The 17,502-nt window shown below is 71.5% G+C and carries 19 protein-coding genes; 11 read left to right on the forward strand and 8 right to left on the reverse strand.

What is annotated here, in order from left to right:
- Window positions 1–10 precede the first annotated feature (10 nt).
- From ACFVN5_RS08350 to ACFVN5_RS08365, 4 genes are all read right to left on the reverse strand, one after another.
- Window positions 11–847, reverse strand: a complete 837-nt coding sequence (locus tag ACFVN5_RS08350; protein ID WP_376954518.1) for a VOC family protein — start codon at window positions 845–847, stop codon at window positions 11–13.
- A gap of 75 nt (window positions 848–922) precedes the next feature.
- Window positions 923–1,723, reverse strand: coding sequence for an alpha/beta fold hydrolase (locus tag ACFVN5_RS08355; RefSeq protein ID WP_376954519.1), 801 nt, complete (start codon window positions 1,721–1,723; stop codon window positions 923–925).
- 3 nt (window positions 1,724–1,726) lie between these two features.
- Window positions 1,727–2,350 (reverse strand): response regulator, encoded by a 624-nt coding sequence (locus ACFVN5_RS08360; RefSeq protein ID WP_376954521.1) that lies wholly within the window; start codon window positions 2,348–2,350, stop codon window positions 1,727–1,729.
- Window positions 2,347–3,570 carry a sensor histidine kinase gene (locus ACFVN5_RS08365; RefSeq protein ID WP_376954523.1) on the reverse strand — a complete coding sequence of 408 codons (1,224 nt, stop codon included), beginning with the start codon at window positions 3,568–3,570 and terminating at the stop codon, window positions 2,347–2,349. The genes ACFVN5_RS08360 and ACFVN5_RS08365 overlap by 4 nt, the downstream gene beginning before the upstream one ends.
- Window positions 3,571–3,718: 148 nt before the next feature.
- On the opposite strand from ACFVN5_RS08365, the gene lepA reads away from it, so the two are divergent.
- Genes lepA through hemW form a run of 3 tightly spaced genes read left to right on the forward strand, consistent with a single transcriptional unit; the run spans window position 3,719 to window position 7,500 of the window.
- Window positions 3,719–5,593, forward strand: a complete 1,875-nt coding sequence (lepA, locus tag ACFVN5_RS08370; RefSeq protein WP_376954524.1) for a translation elongation factor 4 — start codon at window positions 3,719–3,721, stop codon at window positions 5,591–5,593.
- Between the two features lie 27 nt (window positions 5,594–5,620).
- Window positions 5,621–6,271, forward strand: a complete 651-nt coding sequence (locus ACFVN5_RS08375) for a DUF1990 family protein (RefSeq protein WP_376954526.1) — start codon at window positions 5,621–5,623, stop codon at window positions 6,269–6,271.
- A 2-nt stretch (window positions 6,272–6,273) separates the two neighbouring features.
- The gene (hemW, locus tag ACFVN5_RS08380) at window positions 6,274–7,500 is read left to right on the forward strand and encodes a radical SAM family heme chaperone HemW (protein WP_376954528.1); all 1,227 of its coding nucleotides are present in this window, start codon (window positions 6,274–6,276) and stop codon (window positions 7,498–7,500) included.
- A 31-nt stretch (window positions 7,501–7,531) separates the two neighbouring features.
- Here hemW and ACFVN5_RS08385 read toward each other — a convergent pair whose 3' ends face one another.
- The 4 genes from ACFVN5_RS08385 to ACFVN5_RS08400 form a co-directional block, all read right to left on the reverse strand.
- The gene (locus ACFVN5_RS08385) at window positions 7,532–8,440 is read right to left on the reverse strand and encodes a permease prefix domain 1-containing protein (RefSeq protein ID WP_376954530.1); all 909 of its coding nucleotides are present in this window, start codon (window positions 8,438–8,440) and stop codon (window positions 7,532–7,534) included.
- Entirely contained in the window at window positions 8,437–8,832 is a 396-nt protein-coding gene (locus tag ACFVN5_RS08390) for a PadR family transcriptional regulator (RefSeq protein ID WP_376954531.1), read from the reverse strand. Before ACFVN5_RS08390 ends, ACFVN5_RS08385 begins: the two co-directional genes overlap by 4 nt.
- Window positions 8,833–9,210: 378 nt before the next feature.
- Window positions 9,211–9,684 (reverse strand): DUF4870 domain-containing protein, encoded by a 474-nt coding sequence (locus tag ACFVN5_RS08395; protein ID WP_376954533.1) that lies wholly within the window; start codon window positions 9,682–9,684, stop codon window positions 9,211–9,213.
- A 120-nt stretch (window positions 9,685–9,804) separates the two neighbouring features.
- Complete coding sequence (locus ACFVN5_RS08400) at window positions 9,805–10,215, reverse strand: DUF4870 domain-containing protein (RefSeq protein WP_376954534.1); 411 nt, start codon at window positions 10,213–10,215, stop codon at window positions 9,805–9,807.
- Window positions 10,216–10,404: 189 nt separating this feature from the next.
- On the opposite strand from ACFVN5_RS08400, the gene hrcA reads away from it, so the two are divergent.
- The 8 genes from hrcA (at window position 10,405) to era (ending at window position 17,492) form a co-directional block, all read left to right on the forward strand.
- Window positions 10,405–11,427, forward strand: a complete 1,023-nt coding sequence (gene hrcA / locus ACFVN5_RS08405) for a heat-inducible transcriptional repressor HrcA (RefSeq protein WP_376954535.1) — start codon at window positions 10,405–10,407, stop codon at window positions 11,425–11,427.
- Window positions 11,428–11,482: 55 nt separating this feature from the next.
- Window positions 11,483–12,583 (forward strand): molecular chaperone DnaJ, encoded by a 1,101-nt coding sequence (dnaJ, locus tag ACFVN5_RS08410; protein WP_376954536.1) that lies wholly within the window; start codon window positions 11,483–11,485, stop codon window positions 12,581–12,583.
- Between the two features lie 11 nt (window positions 12,584–12,594).
- Window positions 12,595–13,329, forward strand: a complete 735-nt coding sequence (locus ACFVN5_RS08415; protein WP_376954537.1) for a 16S rRNA (uracil(1498)-N(3))-methyltransferase — start codon at window positions 12,595–12,597, stop codon at window positions 13,327–13,329.
- Between the two features lie 24 nt (window positions 13,330–13,353).
- On the forward strand, window positions 13,354–13,713 hold the full coding sequence (locus ACFVN5_RS08420) for an HIT domain-containing protein (RefSeq protein ID WP_376954538.1): 360 nt from the start codon (window positions 13,354–13,356) through the stop codon (window positions 13,711–13,713).
- A gap of 76 nt (window positions 13,714–13,789) precedes the next feature.
- Window positions 13,790–14,806: a PhoH family protein gene (locus tag ACFVN5_RS08425; protein ID WP_376955629.1), complete on the forward strand. Its 1,017-nt coding sequence runs from the start codon at window positions 13,790–13,792 to the stop codon at window positions 14,804–14,806.
- Between the two features lie 19 nt (window positions 14,807–14,825).
- Complete coding sequence (gene ybeY / locus ACFVN5_RS08430) at window positions 14,826–15,287, forward strand: rRNA maturation RNase YbeY (protein WP_148735122.1); 462 nt, start codon at window positions 14,826–14,828, stop codon at window positions 15,285–15,287.
- A 2-nt stretch (window positions 15,288–15,289) separates the two neighbouring features.
- Window positions 15,290–16,606, forward strand: a complete 1,317-nt coding sequence (locus ACFVN5_RS08435; RefSeq protein WP_376954539.1) for a hemolysin family protein — start codon at window positions 15,290–15,292, stop codon at window positions 16,604–16,606.
- Window positions 16,599–17,492 (forward strand): GTPase Era, encoded by an 894-nt coding sequence (gene era / locus ACFVN5_RS08440; protein ID WP_376954541.1) that lies wholly within the window; start codon window positions 16,599–16,601, stop codon window positions 17,490–17,492. Before ACFVN5_RS08435 ends, era begins: the two co-directional genes overlap by 8 nt.
- The last annotated feature ends 10 nt before the right edge of the window (window positions 17,493–17,502 follow it).

Below are 17,502 nucleotides of genomic sequence, written 5' to 3' on the forward strand. Positions count from 1 at the left end.
CTCGGACCCCTCAGCGCCCGGGCGGGACGAACTGGCTGGCGGTGAACCGGCCGCCCTGCGGGTCCCGGATGACGGCGTCGCGCGTCCAGTCCGTGTCGATGGACGACAGCACGCGTCCGCCCAGTCGTTCGGCGGCGGCCGCGGTGTCGTCCCGGTCGGCCACGGTGAAGCTGATGTGCCACTGCGACGGCTCGTCGGCCGGCGGGGGAGCGAGCCACGCCATCGCGTCCTCGAACCCCTGCGGCGTCGCAACACCAGCCTGGCGTTCGCGGATGTGCGGGTCGACGGTCGCCGCGAGGTGGTCGCCGTAGCCGGGCGCCCGGATGAGCGTCGAGAAGCCGAGGTCGGCGAACTCCCAGCCGAACACCCGCGTGTAGAACGCGGGCTCGGCGGCATCCGTCGTCTGCAGGTACGCGAAGTTCCACGCTCCGGGCTCGTTCACGGCCTGGACGCCGGCGAGGGTCCCGGCCTCCCAGAGCCGGAAGGCCGCGCCGGCGGGATCGATCGCCATGACGGCGCGACCGGCCCGGCCCGCCTCGACCGGCCCCGTCCGGACCGTCCCGCCGGCGTCGACGATCCGCTGCGCGGCGGCCTCGGCGTCGGTGACGGCGACGTACGTGTTCCACGTCGGCGGCGCATCAGGCGACGCGTCGTGCGCCGCGAGCCCCGCAGCCTCCCGGCCGTCGTGCCGCGCCACCACGTAGGCCGCGTCGCCATGCGGACCCTCGGCGGACTCGAAGCTCCAGCCGAAGAGGCCCCCGTAGAACGCCATGGCCGCCGGGAGATCGGGTTGCTCGATATCGATCCATGAGGGTACGCCCTCGGGATACGTCCTCGTCTCGTGCATCGGATCACCTCGTCGTGCACGACCCTCGTCGAACTGATGCCCGACCGCAAGGGGTTGGCGGGCGTCGCGGAGGGCCTACCCGGCCGTCGCGGTGCGCCGGCGCGCCACCGACGCGCGCCGTTCGAGCTCGGCGACGGCCCCGAGCACCGCGGCGGTGAAGTCCTCGGGCCGGGCGAGGCTCACGAGGTGGGTCGCACCGGGCACCACGACGAGGCGCCCGTCGCGGGTGGCGCGCAGCATCCGCCGCTCCTCGATGCGGAAGTGGTCGAAGCGGCCGTTCACGAGCCACACGGGAACGTCGATACGGGCGAGTGCGTCCTCGGGGTCGAGCGTGCCGACCGCGCCGAGTGCGGGCGCCATCACGTCGAGCGCGACGCCGCCCGCGAGCACGTCGTCGACGCTCTCGCGGGGCAGGAAGACGCGCACCATCAGGTCGTTGAGCGCCCGCCCGCGGTCGGGCAGGCGGCCGATCGCGTCCGCGAGCCGCCGGTATCCCGCGAGCCCCGCACCGCGCGGCCTTGTGCCGCACGAGGCGGCGACGAGGCCGTCGATCCGGCCCGGATGCGTCGCCGCGTACTCGATGCCGAGGTAGCCGCCGAGGCTGAGCCCCACGAGGAGCCGCGGGGTGCGGCCGGACCCGCCAGGGCCCGCGCCGTCGCCGGCGTCGGCCTCGCCCGAGGCATCCGCGGGGAACGCGTCGTCGATCACCCGCATCGCGGCCTCGATCGAGAACGGCTCGTCCATCCGCGTACCGTGCCCGGGCAGGTCCACCGCGACCGCGTCGATGCCGCGGTGCTCGAGGGCCGCCAGCTGGCGGCGCCACATCGTCGCCGAGGTGCGGAGTCCGTGCACGAGCACGACGTGGGCGCGCGGCATCCGTCAGCCCGCCCTGATCGCCCCGAGCTCGCGGGCCCGGGCCACCGCGGCCGTGCGCGAGCCGACGCCGAGCTTCGTGAAGATGTGCACGAGGTGCGACTTCACGGTCGCCTCGCTGAGGAAGAGCGTGCGGCCGATGTCGCGGTTGGAGCGGCCCTCCGCGACGAGCGTGAGCACCTCCGCCTCGCGTGCGGTGAGGCTGTCGGCGGCTTCGCGCGAGGCGCGCAGTCGCGACGAGACGGCGGGCGCGAGCGCGGACTCGCCGGTCGCCGCCGCGCGGACGGCCGCGACGAGCTCGCCGGGCGGGGCATCCTTGAGCAGGTACCCGCTCGCGCCCGCCTCGATGGCGCCGAGGATGTCGGCGTCGGTGTCGTAGTTCGTCAGCACGAGCACGCGGGGCGCGGCGTCGTGCGAGCGGATGCGCCGGGTCGCCTCCGCGCCCTGCATCGCGCCGGGGAACTGCAGGTCCATGAGCACGAGGTCGACGTCGGATGCCGCGGCGAGCCGCACCGCGTCCTCAGCGGTCGCCGCCTCGCCGACCACCTCGAGGTCGGGTTCGGACTCGAGCATCGCCCGGATGCCCGCCCGGACCACGGGGTGGTCGTCGCCCAGCAGCAGCCGGATCATGCCGGCCCTGCCGGGATGCGCACGGACACCGCGGTGCCTTCGCCTGGCGCCGACTCGAGCTCGATCGACCCGCCCTGGCGCTCGGCGCGCTGGCGCATCGCCCGCAGGCCGAACGCGACGCCGTCGACTTCCTCGCGCTGGGCGGCCGCGGCGTCGAAGCCCACGCCGTCGTCGACGACGTCGAGCGCGACTTCGTCGCCGAGGTAGCTCAGCGTGAGCTCGGCGCGCGTCGCGTCCGCGTGGCGGAGCACGTTGGCGAGCGCGCCCTGCGCGATGCGCAGCAGCGTCGCGTCCACCGCCATGGGCAGCATCGTGGGCTCGCCGCTCGTGCGGAAGCTCACGCGCGTCGCCGACCCCGACTGCTCGGCCTGCTCGTTCACGGCCTCGGTGAGTCGTCCGAGCGCGGCGGGCAGGGTCTGCTCATCGAGCGAGGGCGGGGTGAGCTCGCGGATGAACCGGCGCGTCTCGCCGAGGTTCTCGGCCGCCGTCTCGCGGGCGAGCCGCAGCTTCTCGCGCGTCGGCTCGTCGTCGACGTCGCGCTCGGCGGCGTGCAGCAGCATCTGGATGCTCGAGAGCCCCTGCGCGACGGTGTCGTGGATCTCGCGGGCGATGCGCTCGCGCTCGGCGAGCGTGCCGGCCTCGCGGCTCGCGGCCGCGAGCTCCTCGCGGGTGGCGAGCAGGTCGAGGATGAGCGCCTGCCGGTCGCGGGTCTCCTGGGACATGGCGCGGTAGCCCAAGCCGATCACGATCGCGACCCCCGCGCTGATGAGGGGGCCGAGGATCGTGCCGACCGCGAGTCCGAGGTGGGTCGCCGCGCCCCAGACGGAGATGCCGAACGTGACGACGACGAGCGGCACGGCGACGACGGCCGGCAGCACGTGCAGCTCGATGAAGAAGAGGGGGAACGCGAGGAACGCGGCATCCGGGGTCAGGGCCGACAGGGCGACCCACAGTCCGAGCAGGGCGATGAGCCAGGCGATGCGCGCCCACATCGGGAAGTGCCGGTGGGCGGCGGCGACGCCCGCGGCGTACCAGGCGAGGAAGGCGATCGCGAGGACCGTGACGGGGACCTCGGCGGGCGCGTCGTCGAGCAGCGCCCGGACCACCACGAACAGCGTGAGGCCCGCGACGAGCACGTGGAGGCCGAGCCGGAGCGTCAGGAACACCGGGCGCAGGGCGGATGGCGCCACGCGCGCGTCGGGCACGTCGATCACGGTCATGGTGCTTCGAGCGTAATCCCGCCGCCTGCGGGCGGCATCCGTCGAAAGTGGGACCGCAAGCCATGGGTGAACGCGCGCTGCGAGCGAACGGAGCCCCGCGGCATCCGTGCGGGAGAGCGGTGCCGCGAGTCATGGGAGAATCGTCAGGATGTCTCCGAGAGCCTCTGACCCGCCGGTGCCCGCCGCCACCGATCCCGCGCTGATCCGCAACTTCTGCATCATCGCGCACATCGACCACGGCAAGTCGACGCTCGCGGACCGCATGCTGCAGATCACGGGCATCGTGTCCGACCGCGACATGCGCGCGCAGTACCTCGACCGCATGGACATCGAGCGCGAGCGCGGCATCACCATCAAGAGCCAGGCCGTGCGCATGCCCTGGGCCCTTCGACAGGCTGAGGGACCCGACGTCTCGTACGCGCTCAACATGATCGACACCCCAGGGCACGTCGACTTCAGCTACGAGGTCTCGCGGTCGCTCGCGGCGTGCGAGGGCGCGATCCTGCTCGTCGACGCGGCGCAGGGCATCGAGGCGCAGACGCTCGCGAACCTCTACCTCGCGCTCGAGAACGACCTCGAGATCATCCCCGTGCTCAACAAGATCGACCTCCCGGCCGCCGAGCCCGAGAAGTACGCGAGGGAGCTCGCCGACCTCATCGGCGGGTCGCCCGACGACGTGCTGCGCGTCTCGGGCAAGACCGGCATGGGCGTCGAGGACCTGCTCGACCGCGTCGTCGAGCGCATCCCGGCTCCGGTCGGCAACGCGGACGCCCCGGCCCGCGCGATGATCTTCGACTCCGTCTACGACAGCTACCGCGGCGTCGTCACGTACGTGCGCATGGTCGACGGCAAGCTCAACCCGCGCGAGCGCATCCAGATGATGTCGACGAAGGCGACCCACGAGATCCTCGAGATCGGCGTGAGCGCGCCCGAGCCCACGCCCACGAAGGGCCTCGGCGTCGGCGAGGTCGGCTACCTCATCACCGGCGTGAAGGACGTGCGCCAGTCGAAGGTCGGCGACACCGTGACGACGGCGGTCAAGTCCGCCACCGAGCCGCTCTCCGGCTACACCGAGCCGCTGCCGATGGTGTTCTCGGGGCTCTACCCGATCGACGGCAGCGACTACCCCGAGCTCCGCGAGGCGCTCGACAAGCTCAAGCTGTCGGATGCCGCGCTCGTCTACGAGCCCGAGACCTCGGTCGCCCTCGGCTTCGGGTTCCGCGCCGGCTTCCTCGGCCTCCTGCACCTCGAGATCGTGACCGAGCGCCTGCGGCGCGAGTTCGGGCTCGACATCATCAACACGGCGCCCTCGGTGGTCTACGAGGTGACGACGGAGGACAAGAAGAGCGTCACGGTGACCAACCCGAGCGAGTTCCCGACGGGCGGCAAGATCGCCGAGGTCCGCGAGCCCATGGTGAAGGCGGCCATCCTCGCTCCGAAGGACTACGTCGGCACGATCATGGAGCTCTGCCAGTCGCGCCGCGGCACGCTGCTCGGCATGGAGTACCTCGGCGAGGACCGCGTCGAGATCCGCTACAACATGCCGCTCGGCGAGATCGTGTTCGACTTCTTCGACCAGCTGAAGTCGAAGACCGCCGGCTACGCGAGCCTCGACTACGAGCCCTCGGGCGAGCAGGCCGCCGACCTCGTGAAGGTCGACATCCTGCTCCAGGGCGAGCAGGTCGACGCGTTCAGCGCCATCGTGCACCGCGACAAGGCCTACGCCTACGGCGTGCTCATGACCGGTCGCCTTCGCGAGCTCATCCCGCGCCAGCAGTTCGAGGTCCCGATCCAGGCCGCGATCGGCGCGCGCATCATCGCCCGCGAGTCCATCCGCGCGATGCGCAAGGACGTGCTCGCGAAGTGCTACGGCGGCGACATCACGCGTAAGCGCAAGCTCCTCGAGAAGCAGAAGGAGGGCAAGAAGCGCATGAAGATGGTCGGCCGCGTCGAGGTGCCCCAGGAGGCGTTCATCGCCGCGCTCTCGGGCGAGACCGAGTCCAAGGACGCCAAGAAGAAGTAGCGCAGGCGAGTTCCGTAGAATCGACGGATGACCCGACGCAGCACCTTCACCGACCAGTCGGTCACGTACGGCGCGATCGGCGCGACCCTGGCGCCCGATCTCCTGCGGTATCCGCCGACCGGCTACCGTCCCGCTGAGGACTCCGTGCGGCTCGGCAGCGGCGCCGATCGCTTCGAGCGGGCCGCCGAGGCGCTCATGACGTGGGGCATCCAGCGCGGTGCCGGCTTCGAGGTGGTCGACATCTCCGAGGGCACGGGCGCGCAGTACCCCGGCATCGTGTACGACGCCGAGGGCGCCCCGCTCGCCGACCAGCCCGCGCCGCGCACCGAGGACCGCTTCGGCGCCGACGGCACGCCGTACATCACGGCGGGCATGACCGCCACGCTGCGCCGCCGCGGCCGCATCGGGCACCGCGACACTCCCGTGCTCGTGGTCTACGTGATCGACGAGCCGCAGCGCATCGGCTTCGCCTACGGCACGACGGCCGACGGCCCCGAGAGCGGCGAGGAGTCGTTCATCCTCGAGCACCGCGAGGATGACGGCGTATGGCTCACGATCCGATCGATCCTCGGTGGTCGCGGCGGCGTGCGACGGCTCGGCGCAGGTCGCCAGCGGCGCAAGCGCCGCGAGCTCACGACGCGCGAACTGCGCGCGCTGCATCCCGCGTTCCCGAGCTGATCGTGGGCTCGGCCCTTCCGCTCGGCGAGCCGGCCCCGCTCGACGGGCTGCTGCCCGCGTCGGCCGCCGTCGGCGCCGCCGACCGGGCGTTCGGCGTGTACCTGCACGTCCCGTTCTGCCGGGTCCGCTGCGGGTACTGCGACTTCAACACGTACACGTCCGACGAGCTGCGCGGTGCGCGCCAGGCGGACTACGCCGACCACGCCATCGCCGAGGTCCGGATGTCACGACGTGTGCTCGAGGCATCCGGCGTGCCTGCCCGTGCCGCCTCGACCGTCTTCTTCGGCGGAGGCACCCCCACGCTGCTGCCGGCCGACGACCTCGTGCGCATGCTGGACGCGGTCCGTGACGAGTTCGGCCTCGAGGCGGATGCGGAGGTCACGACCGAGGCGAACCCCGACTCGGTGGGGCCCGAGGACCTCCGCCGGCTCGCCGACGGAGGCTTCACCCGCGTGTCGTTCGGCATGCAGTCCGCGGTGCCCCACGTGCTGGCGGCACTCGACCGCACGCACGATCCCGAGCGGATTCCCCTCGTGGTCGGCTGGGCCCGCGGCGCCGGGCTCGACGTGAGCCTCGACCTCATCTACGGCACGCCGGGGGAGTCGCTCGCGGACTGGCGACGGAGCGTCGAGGCGGTCGTGGCCGAGCGGCCCGACCATGTCAGCGCCTACGCCCTCATCGTGGAGCAGGGCACGAAGCTGGCGCGGCAGATCCGCCGCGGCGAGCTCGCCCAGCCCGACGACGACCTCGAGGCCGACATGTACGAGCTCGTCGACGACGTGCTCGGCGCGGCCGGCTACGAGTGGTACGAGGTGAGCAACTGGGCGACGACGCCCGAGCATCGCTCGCGCCACAACCTCGGGTACTGGCGCGGCGACGACTGGTGGGGCGTCGGTCCCGGCGCGCACAGCCACGTCGGCGGCGTGCGCTGGTGGAACGCGAAGCATCCGGCCGCGTACGCGGAGCGCGTGACGGCCGGGCTCTCGCCGGCGGTGGGGCGCGAGGTGCTCGACGAGCCGACCCGCGAGACCGAGCGGGTGCTGCTGCTCACGCGGATCCGCGAGGGCATCGACCTCCCGTCGCTGCACGCCGGCGGGCGCCACGCGGTCGCCGGGCTCATCGCCGACGACCTCGTCGACGCGAGAGCCGCCCTCGGCGGGCGGCTGACGCTCACCCGTCGAGGACGGCTGCTGGCGGACGCGGTGGTCCGGAGGCTGCTCGACGCCTGAGGCCGGCCGAAGCCGACCGACAGGCCGTAGCTCAGCCCTTCAGCGGGAACAGCATGCGCGCGAGGATCACGAGCATGACGAGGAACCCGACGACGAGCGCGAGCCACGACCACGCCCAGCCGACGGTGAAGCTCAGCACGATGAAGAGGGCGAACGCGGCCGTCCAGAGCACGGCCGTGTAGATGCCGAAGCGGGCCGCGGCCGCGGGATCGCTGCTGAACCGGTCCTCGAAGTCGGCGGATTGCGCCAGGACCCACGGCTTGTGCCGGTTCGTCTTCGTCGCGCCGAGGTAGGAGAGCAGCGCGATGCCGCCGACGACCGCGGCCGCCGCAAGCACCAGCCAGGCGACGGCGACGCCCTGCACGACGAGCCAGCCGACGCCGAGGCCCGCGAGGATGAGGCCGACCCCGACGCCGAACCCGACCGCGCGTCGCACCGGCAGCGGGAAGCTCGACGTCGTCTCCTGGCGCAGCGCGTCGGCGGTGACCCAGCCGAGCGGCAGCGCCACGGCGGCTACGGCCGCGACCAGCAGGCCGAGGGAGGCGGTGAGCACCCCGAAGCCGTCGAGCACGAGCACGACGAGGCCGGCGAGTGCGACGAGGCAGAGCAGCACCGTGCGCACGACGAAGGCGGGCCGCGGCCGGACCCGGCGGGCGAGGTGCTCCGCGAGGCGCGAGCGGGCGCCGGTCTCGGGAGCGTCGACCCCCTGCGTCTCGGCGATGAGTGCGCCGAGGTCGCCGAGCTCGTCGAACGCCTGTCGCGCGGCCTGTTCGGGGGAGCGGCCGTCGACCATGAGCTCGTCGGCCCGGACGGCGAGGTTGGCGCGGATCTCCTCCTTGAGGTCCTGCAGGTCGGGCGTCATCTTGACGCCCGCGAACGCCTCGTCGAGGAGGCGGTGGACGGAGCCGCCGGCGGCTCGGTGGAACGGTTCGGTGGTCATGAGGGGTGCCTTTCGGAGGTGCCGCGCGCATCGGCGCGCAGGTCGAGGAGGGAGTCGATGATGTCGCGGGTCGCGACCCACGCGGCGAGGTTGCGGTCGTAGACGGCGCGACCAGCGTCGGTGATGCGGTAGTACTTGCGGCGCCCGCCCTGGCTCTCGTCGCCCCAGTACGCCTCGGCGAGCCCCTCCTTGAGGAGCCGCCGGTACACGGCGTAGAGCGTGGCCTCCTTGATCTCGTAGCGGCCGCCCGTCTGGTCGCGGATGGTCTTGTAGATCTCGAGGCCGTAGCGGTCGCGCCCGCGGAGCACGCCGAGCACGATCGTGTCGGTGTGCCCGCGCAGCAGGTCGGCGGCGAACGCGTCGTCGGCGCCCATGGCGGGTTGCTTGGTCATGACGAGTACTGTATCTGACACAGTACTTGACGTGCAAGTGTTCGGGATGCTGCGGTCTCCCGTTGCTGGCCGGAGCCGACATCGTTCGCGGCGCATGCAGGAAGAATCGGAAGTCCGCCGGCGTGTCGAGTCTCGCCGCGCCGCGTACGGACGGGTTCTTCCTGCATTCGGATGTGATGGGAGCGACGGCGGCCGCCGCGGCGGGATCGAATTGAACCGCGGCGGATCGGATTGAACTGGGGAACCCCGTCCGCCACGCGGCATCCGCTCGCTCTGGCGACGGCGCGCGCGGACAACGCGAAAGCCCGCCCCGACGGTGCGTGCGCACCGTGGGCGGGCTTTCGTGCGGTGGAGACCGGCGACCGACGCCGGCGGCCGTCAGCTCACGAACTTGATCGAGAGCGGGTAGGTGTAGAGCTGGCCCTGGTTGGCCTTGATGGCCGCGATGATGCTGAAGACGATCTTCACGATCTCGATGGCGATCACGAGCAGGATGCCGATGAAGAGGAAGATCAGGATGTAGCTCACCACGAGCGCGATCGCGATCGTGATCTGGAAGTTGAGCGCGGTCGCGGTGTGGTGGCGCACGAACGGGCCCTTGTCCTTGAGGACGAGGTAGCCGATGAGCGCGGGCACGAAGTAGAAGAAGATGCCGCCCACGTTGATGAGCGTCGCCCACAGCTTCTCGTCTGCCGGGCTGAGCTGCTGTGGAGTCTGACCCCCGTACGGCTCCTGCGGCGGAGGCGGACCCTGCGGCGGCTGCCCGGGAGGCGGCGGCGGGGGCCCCTGCGAGGGCGGGGGCGGCGGCGGTGGGCTCTGGGGCGGCGGGGGAGGCGGGGGCGTGTCGGACATGCGCTGACTCCTTCTTCGGGGCCTCTGAGCGAGACTCTGTCGATTCTCATGCTGGCACAGCGACGCCCGCCGCGGGAGTAGGCACTCCCGCGGCGGGCGTAACGTTGCGACGCCTGCGCGCTACTTGATGAGGCGGATCGCGAAGGGGTAGCGGTAGTGCTTGCCGTCCTTCGCCTGCAGGAAGGCGATGATCGAGAACACGACGCCCACGATCCACACCGCCCAGACGAGGATCGCGCCGATGAACACGATCACGAGGATCCACGAGATCAGGTAGCCGAAGATGAGCGTGATCTGGAAGTTCAGCGCCTCCTTCGCCTCGGTGTTCGTGAAGGAGCCGCGGTCCTTGAAGACCAGCCAGATGATGAGCGACGGCAGGATGCCGAGGACGCCGCCGAGGTGGGCGAACGAGCCCCACTGGACGTCCTGCTCGGGGGTGAGCGGTGCGGCGCCCGACGGGGCCGAAGCCGGCTGCTGGGGCGGAGGCGGCGGGACGTTCGGATCAGGAGACTGCGCGTTGGGGTCCGTCATTGCGTGCCTTTCGGGGGTTCAGGGGTGAACCGCGGGCTGCGAGCAGGGAGGATCGCAGCCGGGGTGACTCGCGGAGTACCCATACGGTATCGCCGCGCCCGACGGTCGGCAACGGCCGGGTCGCAGCATGTCGCGATAGGATTGGCACTCAGGAAGAACGAGTGCTAAGCGGTGAGGGAAGCGAGGAACATGGTCTCCGAACGCGGTCTCGAGGTGCTCCGCGCCATCGTGCAGGACTACGTCGCGTCGCGTGAGCCGGTGGGTTCGAAGACCATCGTGGAGCGACACGCGTTCGGCGTCTCCGCGGCGACGATCCGCAACGACATGGCCCTCCTCGAGGAGGAGGAGCTCATCGCGGCACCCCACACCTCGTCGGGTCGCATCCCGACCGACAAGGGTTACCGCGTCTTCGTCGACCAGCTCAGCGATGTTCGGCCGCTCACCCGGGCGCAGCGCCAGGCGATCGAGACCTTCCTCGGCGAGTCGAGCGACCTCGACGAGCTCCTCGCCCGAACGGTGCGGCTGATCGCGTCGCTCACCAAGCAGCTCGCCGTCGTGCAGTACCCGAGCTTCGGCAGCGCCCGCGTGCGGCACGTCGAGCTCGTCTCGCTGGCGCCCGCACGCGTGCTGTGCATCCTCATCGCCGATTCCGGCCAGGTCGAGCAGCGGCTCGTCGAGCTCGAGCAGCCCGTCGACGAGGAGACCCTCGCAGGGCTGCGAGTGCGGCTCAACGAGATCGCCGGCGGGCACACGATGGCGGATGCCGCGGTGGCGCTCTCGGGCGCGATCCCCGATGCCGACCGGCGTCACACGCTCGTGCTGCACACCCTCGCCGCGACCCTCGCCGAGCAGGCCCGAGTGCAGCGCAGCGACCGGCTCGTCGTCGCCGGCGCCGCCAACCTCGTGCGCACCGAGCAGGACTTCGCCGGGTCGATCCTCGACGTCATCGAGGCGATCGAGGAACAGGTCGTGCTGCTGAAGCTCTTCGGCGAGATGTCGGGCGACGAGCACGCGGTCGCCGTGCGCATCGGCCGTGAGAACGCCTCGTTCGGCCTCGGCGAGACCTCGATCGTCTCCAGCGCGTTCGAGATCCCGGGCCGCGACGTGTCGCGCCTCGGCGTCGTGGGTCCCACGCGCATGGACTACACCACCAGCATGGCGGCCGTGCGAGCCGTCGCCCGCTATCTCTCCCGCACCCTCGGCGAGAGCTGACTCCCGCTGCCGACCCACCCGCTCGGCATCCGGCAATCGAAAGGACACGCCCTCCGTGGCAGACCACTACGAGGTCCTCGGCGTCTCACGCGACGCCACCCCCGACGAGATCAAGAAGGCCTACCGTCGACTCGCGCGCGAACTCCACCCCGACGTCAATCCCGGCGCCGAGGCATCCGAGCGCTTCAAGCAGGTCACGCACGCGTACGACGTGCTCTCCGACCCGAAGCAGCGCCAGCAGTACGACCTGGGCGGCCGGGGCGGCTTCGGCGGCGACCAGGGCTTCGGCGGATTCGGCGACATCTTCGAGACGTTCTTCGGTGCCGGGCAGCAGAGCCGCGGACCCCGCTCGCGGCGCGAACGCGGCCAGGACGCCCTTATCCGCGTCGAGGTCGGCCTCGACGAGGTGATCTTCGGCACGCACCGCGACATCGAGGTCGACACGGCCGTCACGTGCGAGACGTGCCACGGCTCGTGCTGCCAGCCCGGCACGGCCCCGGTCACGTGCGACATCTGCCACGGCACCGGCTCGATCCAGCGCTCGGTGCGCTCGCTGCTCGGCAACGTCATGACGTCGAGCCCCTGCGGCACCTGCCGCGGCTACGGCACGATCATCGCCACTCCGTGCGTCACGTGCCAGGGCCAGGGCCGCGTGCGCGCACGTCGCACGGTGCCCGTCGACATCCCCGCGGGCGTCGACACCGGCGTGCGGCTGCAGATGCCGGGCTCCGGCGAGGCCGGCCCCGCCGGCGGCCCGAACGGCGACCTCTACCTCGAGATCAAGGTGAAGAACCACGAGGTTTTCAGCCGCAACGGCGACGACCTGCTCTGCACGCTCGAGGTCGCGATGACCGATGCGATCCTCGGCACGACGACCTCGATCCCGGCGCTCGACGGCGATGTCGAGGTCGAGCTGCACCCCGGACTCCAGAGCGGCGAGGTCCTCACCGTGAAGGACCGCGGCGTGACGAAGCTCCGCGGCTCCGGCCGCGGCGACCTCCGCATCGGCGTGCAGGTGCACACGCCCACGAAGCTCTCGTCGAAGGAGCGCGACCTCATCCACCAGTTCGCCTCGTCGAAGAAGCCGCAGAAGCCCGAGCTCACGCACTTCCAGCAGGGGCTGTTCGCGCGCCTGCGCGATCGGTTCCTGGGCTGACGGATGCCGCGATGAGCCACCTCTACCTCGACGAGTCGCTCGACCTCGCCGCCGCCGCGCCCGGCTCTCTCGTAGAGCTCGCGGGCGACGAGGCGCGCCATGCGGTCACCGTCTCGCGCGTGCGGGCGGGGGAGCGCATCGCGATCGGCGACGGCCGCGGCACGCTCGTGCACGGCGTGGTCGCGTCGACCGGACCGCGCGAGCTCGCGCTCGAGGTCGACGAGGTGGTCGTCGAGCCGGCGGCCTCGCCGCGTCTCATCCTCGTGCAGGCCCTCGCGAAGGGCGACCGCGACGAGCTCGCGGTGCAGGCCGCGACCGAGCTCGGCGTCGACGCGATCGTGCCGTGGCAGGCCGCGCGCTCGGTGTCGCGCTGGGAGGGCCCGAAGGCCGAGAAGGGGCGCCAGCGCTGGGCGACGATCGTGCGCGAGGCCGTGAAGCAGTCGATCCGATCGTGGGTGCCGCCCGTCGCGCCGGTCACCGCGACCGCCGGCCTGGCCGCGCAACTGGACGGCAGCCGGATGCTGCTGCTCGAGCCGACGGCGACGACCGCGCTCACCGAGCTCGAGTCCGACGGCCGCGACCTCGCCCTCGTCGTCGGCCCCGAAGGCGGGATCGCGCCGGCCGAGCTGGAGCGCCTCGTGGCGGCCGGCGCCGAGCCCGTGCGGCTGGGGGCATCCGTGCTGCGCACCTCGACGGCGGGGCCCGCGGCGATCGCCGTGCTCAACGCACGCTTCGGGCGGTGGTGAGTCATCCGTCGCTACGATGGTGGGATGACCGAACACGCTGAGCCGACCCTCTTCGAGCGGATCGCCGCGCGTGAGATCCCCGCGCAGATCGTGGCCGAGACCGACCGCGTGATCGCGTTCCACGACATCGCGCCCAAGGCGCCCGTGCACGTCGTCGTGACCACGAAGGAGCAGGGCGGCTACCGCGACGTCGTCGAGCTCGCCGCGGGCGACCCGGCGCTGCTCGCCGAGCTCGTGGCGGTGGCCCGCGACGTCGCCGACGAGCTCTCCGACGGCGACTTCCGCCTCGTGTTCAACACGGGCGGCAACGCCGGGCAGACCGTCTTCCACGTGCACGCCCACGTCCTCGCGGGCGGCCTCGAGGAGGGATCGCTTGCCGGCTGACCCTGAAGGTCCCGACGCGGCTGCGCGGCAGCCCGTCCGCGACGACGAGGAACGTCTCCGCATCGACGGCATCGCGATGGTGCGGCTGCTCGGCCCGCAGGACCGGCTGCTCACGTCGATCCAGCGCGAGTACCCCGGCGTCGAGGTGCACGTGCGCGGCAACGAGATCGCCATCCGCGGCGACGCCGACCAGCGCACCCGCGTGCGCCGCCTGATCGAAGAACTCCTGGAGCTCGTGCGAGCCGGCCAGGATCCGACACCCACCGAAGTGAGGAGCTCGGCCCGAATGCTCGATGCCGATCCCAACTCCCGGCCGTCCGAGTTGCTCGGACAGGTCATCGTGTCCGCGCGCGGACGCACCATCCGGCCCAAGACCGAGGGCCAGCGCGAGTACGTCGACGCCATCGACGAGAACACCATCGTCTTCGGCATCGGCCCCGCCGGCACCGGCAAGACCTACCTCGCCATGGCGAAGGCCGTGCAGGCACTGCAGCGCAAGGAGGTCAGCCGCATCATCCTGACCCGGCCGGCCGTCGAGGCGGGGGAGCGGCTCGGCTTCCTGCCCGGCACGCTCACCGACAAGATCGACCCGTACCTGCGGCCGCTCTACGACGCGCTCAACGAGATGATGGACCCCGAGGTCGTGCCGAAGCTGCTCGCCTCGGGCACCGTCGAGGTCGCCCCGCTGGCCTACATGCGCGGCCGGACGCTCAACGACTCCTTCGTCGTGCTCGACGAGGCGCAGAACACCACGCCCGAGCAGATGAAGATGTTCCTCACCCGGCTCGGGTTCGGCTCGAAGATGGTCGTCACCGGCGACATCACGCAGATCGACCTGCCGGGCGGCGCCAGCGGACTGCGGATCGTCACGCGCATCCTCGACCAGGTCGACGACATCCACTTCTCCCGGCTGACGAGCGACGACGTCGTGCGGCACAGCCTCGTGGGGCGCATCGTCGACGCGTACACCGAGTTCGACCAGCGCCAGCAGGCGCAGCGATTCGAGCGCGACCAGGCCCGCGAGTTCGCGAACCGGGCCGAGCGCCGGGGCAACGCGCCGCGCGACCACCTGCCGCGCAAGGGCAAGGCGTGAGCCGGAAGGGCGAGAGCACGTGAGCATCGAGGTCAACAACGAGTCCGCGATCGAGGTCGACGAGGCCGCGCTGCAGCGGCTCGCCGTCTACGCCCTCGACGCGATGCACGTGCACCCCGACGCCGAGCTCGCGATCGTGCTCGTCGACGAGGGCGCGATGGAGCAGCTCCACGTGCAGTGGATGGACGAGCCCGGGCCCACCGACGTGCTGAGCTTCCCGATGGACGAGCTCCGACCGGGCACCGAGGACCAGCCCGCACCGCCCGGCCTGCTCGGCGACGTCGTGCTGTGCCCGCAGGTCGCCGAGACCCAGGCGAAGTCAGCGGGGCATCCCCTCATGGACGAGCTGCTGCTGCTCACGACGCACGGCATCCTGCACCTGCTCGGCTTCGACCACGCCGAGCCGGCGGAGGAGAAGGAGATGTTCGGCATCCAGCGCGACATCCTCGTGGGCTTCGCGATGCAGGAGCGACGCCGCTGACCATGCAGCCCTGGCTCTTCCTCGGCGTCGCGTTCGTGCTCGTCGCATTCGGCGGCCTCATGGCGGCGGTCGACTCCGCCCTCGCCGCTTCCAGCCGAGCGGATGTCACGGACCTCGCGCTCACCTCACGTGCCCGCCGCTCGCTCCTTGCGATCGCCGACGACACGGGCGCCCACGTCAACGCCGTCAACTTCGTCCGCATCATCGCGGAGACGACCGCGGCGGTGCTCGTCACGCTCGCGTTCACGTCGTTCCTCGACAACGTGTGGCTCGTGCTGCTCTACTCGGCGCTCATCATGACGGCCGTGTCGTTCGTGCTCGTGGGCGCCAGCCCGCGCAGCGTCGGACGCGCGCACGCGCCGACGGTGCTGCGGCTCACCGCGCCCGTCGTGCACTTCCTCCGTGTACTGCTCGGCCCGCTGGCGAACGCCCTCGTGTCGCTCGGCAACCGCGTGACGCCCGGGCGCCTGCGGTTCGCGGGCGTGTCCAGCGAGGAGCAGCTGCTCAGCATGGTCGACGAGGCCGCGGAGCTCGAGGTGCTCGAGCCGAGCGATCGTGAGCTCATCCACTCGATCTTCGAGTTCAACGACACCGTGGTGCGCGAGGTCATGGTGGCCCGCACCGACATGGTGACGATCGACTCGACCGCGCACCTGCCCCAGGCGATGGCGCTGTTCCTGAAGGCCGGGTACTCCCGCATCCCGGTCATCGAGCGCGACGCCGACGACGTCACCGGCATCCTGTACCTGCGCGACCTCGCCCGGCTCGGGTTCGAGCGCCCCCTCGACGCCGAGGGCCTCACGGTCGGCGAGCTCGTGCGGCCCGCGGTCTTCGTGCCCGACTCGATGAAGGCCGACGCGCTCCTGCGAAAGATGCAGAGCGAGTCCAACCACCTCGCGATGATCGTCGACGAGTACGGCGGCATCGCCGGCCTCGTGACCCTCGAAGACCTGATCGAGGAGCTCGTGGGCGACATCTCCGACGAGTACGACCGCGAGGCCGCGCAGGTGGAAGAGCTGGGCGACGGCCGCTACCGCGTCAACGCCCGCCTGCCGATCGACGAGCTCGGCGAGCTCTTCGGCCTCGACCTCGAGGATGAGGACGTCGACAGCGCCGGCGGCCTGCTCGCGAAGGAGCTCGGGCACCTCCCGCTTTCCGGCGAGCGCGTGACGGTCTCGGGGCTCATCCTCGAGGCCGAGCGCACCGAGGGGCGGCGCAAGCGCATCGCGACGATCCTCGTCGAGCGCGACCAGGCCCTCATCGACGCGCAGGCCGCGTTCGAGACCGGGGAGTTCGAGGGAAGGAGCCACCGTGGCTGAGTACCGGGCCGGATTCGTCTCGATCGTCGGGCGCCCCAACGTAGGCAAGTCGACGCTCACGAACGCGCTGGTCGGCGAGAAGGTGGCCATCACGAGCTCGAAGCCGCAGACGACCCGCCGGGCCATACGCGGCATCGTGCACCGCCCGCACGGGCAGCTGATCCTCGTCGACACCCCGGGCCTGCACCGCCCGCGCACGCTCCTCGGCGAGCGCCTCAACTCGCTCGTGCAGTCGACCCTCGGCGACGTCGACGTCATCGCGTTCTGCGTGCCTGCGAACGAGCCCATCGGCCCCGGCGACCGCTTCATCAACGAGCAGCTCGACCAGTATCCGAACGCGAAGAAGGTGGCGATCGTCACGAAGACGGATGCCACGTCGAAGGCGAAGGTGGCCGAGCAGCTGCTCGCCGTGTCCGAGCTGCGCGAGTGGGCCGCCATCGTGCCGGTCTCGGCGCCCAAGGGCGAGCAGCTCGAGGTGCTCGTCGACGAACTGCTCACGCTCATGCCAGAGTCGGAGCATCCGCTCTACCCGGCAGAGACCCTGACCGACGAGGACGTCACCGAGCGCATCGCCGAGTTCGTGCGAGAGGCGGCGCTCGAGGGCGTGTCCGACGAGCTGCCGCACTCGATCGCGGTGACCGTCGACGACCTCATCGAGCGCGAGGACAAGGACCTCGTCGAGGTCTACGCGAACCTCTACGTCGAGCGCGACAGCCAGAAGGGCATCATCATCGGCAAGGGCGGGTCCCGGCTGAAGGAGGTCGGCGCGACCGCGCGCACCCAGATCGAGCGGCTGCTCGGGCGCAAGGTGTTCCTCGCGCTGCACGTGAAGGTCGCCAAGGACTGGCAGCGCGATCCCAAGCAGCTGGGGAAGCTCGGGTTCTGACGCACTCCGC

The sequence above is a fragment of the Agromyces sp. NPDC057865 genome, from assembly GCF_042796995.1.
Taxonomy (GTDB): Bacteria; Actinomycetota; Actinomycetes; order Actinomycetales; family Microbacteriaceae; genus Agromyces.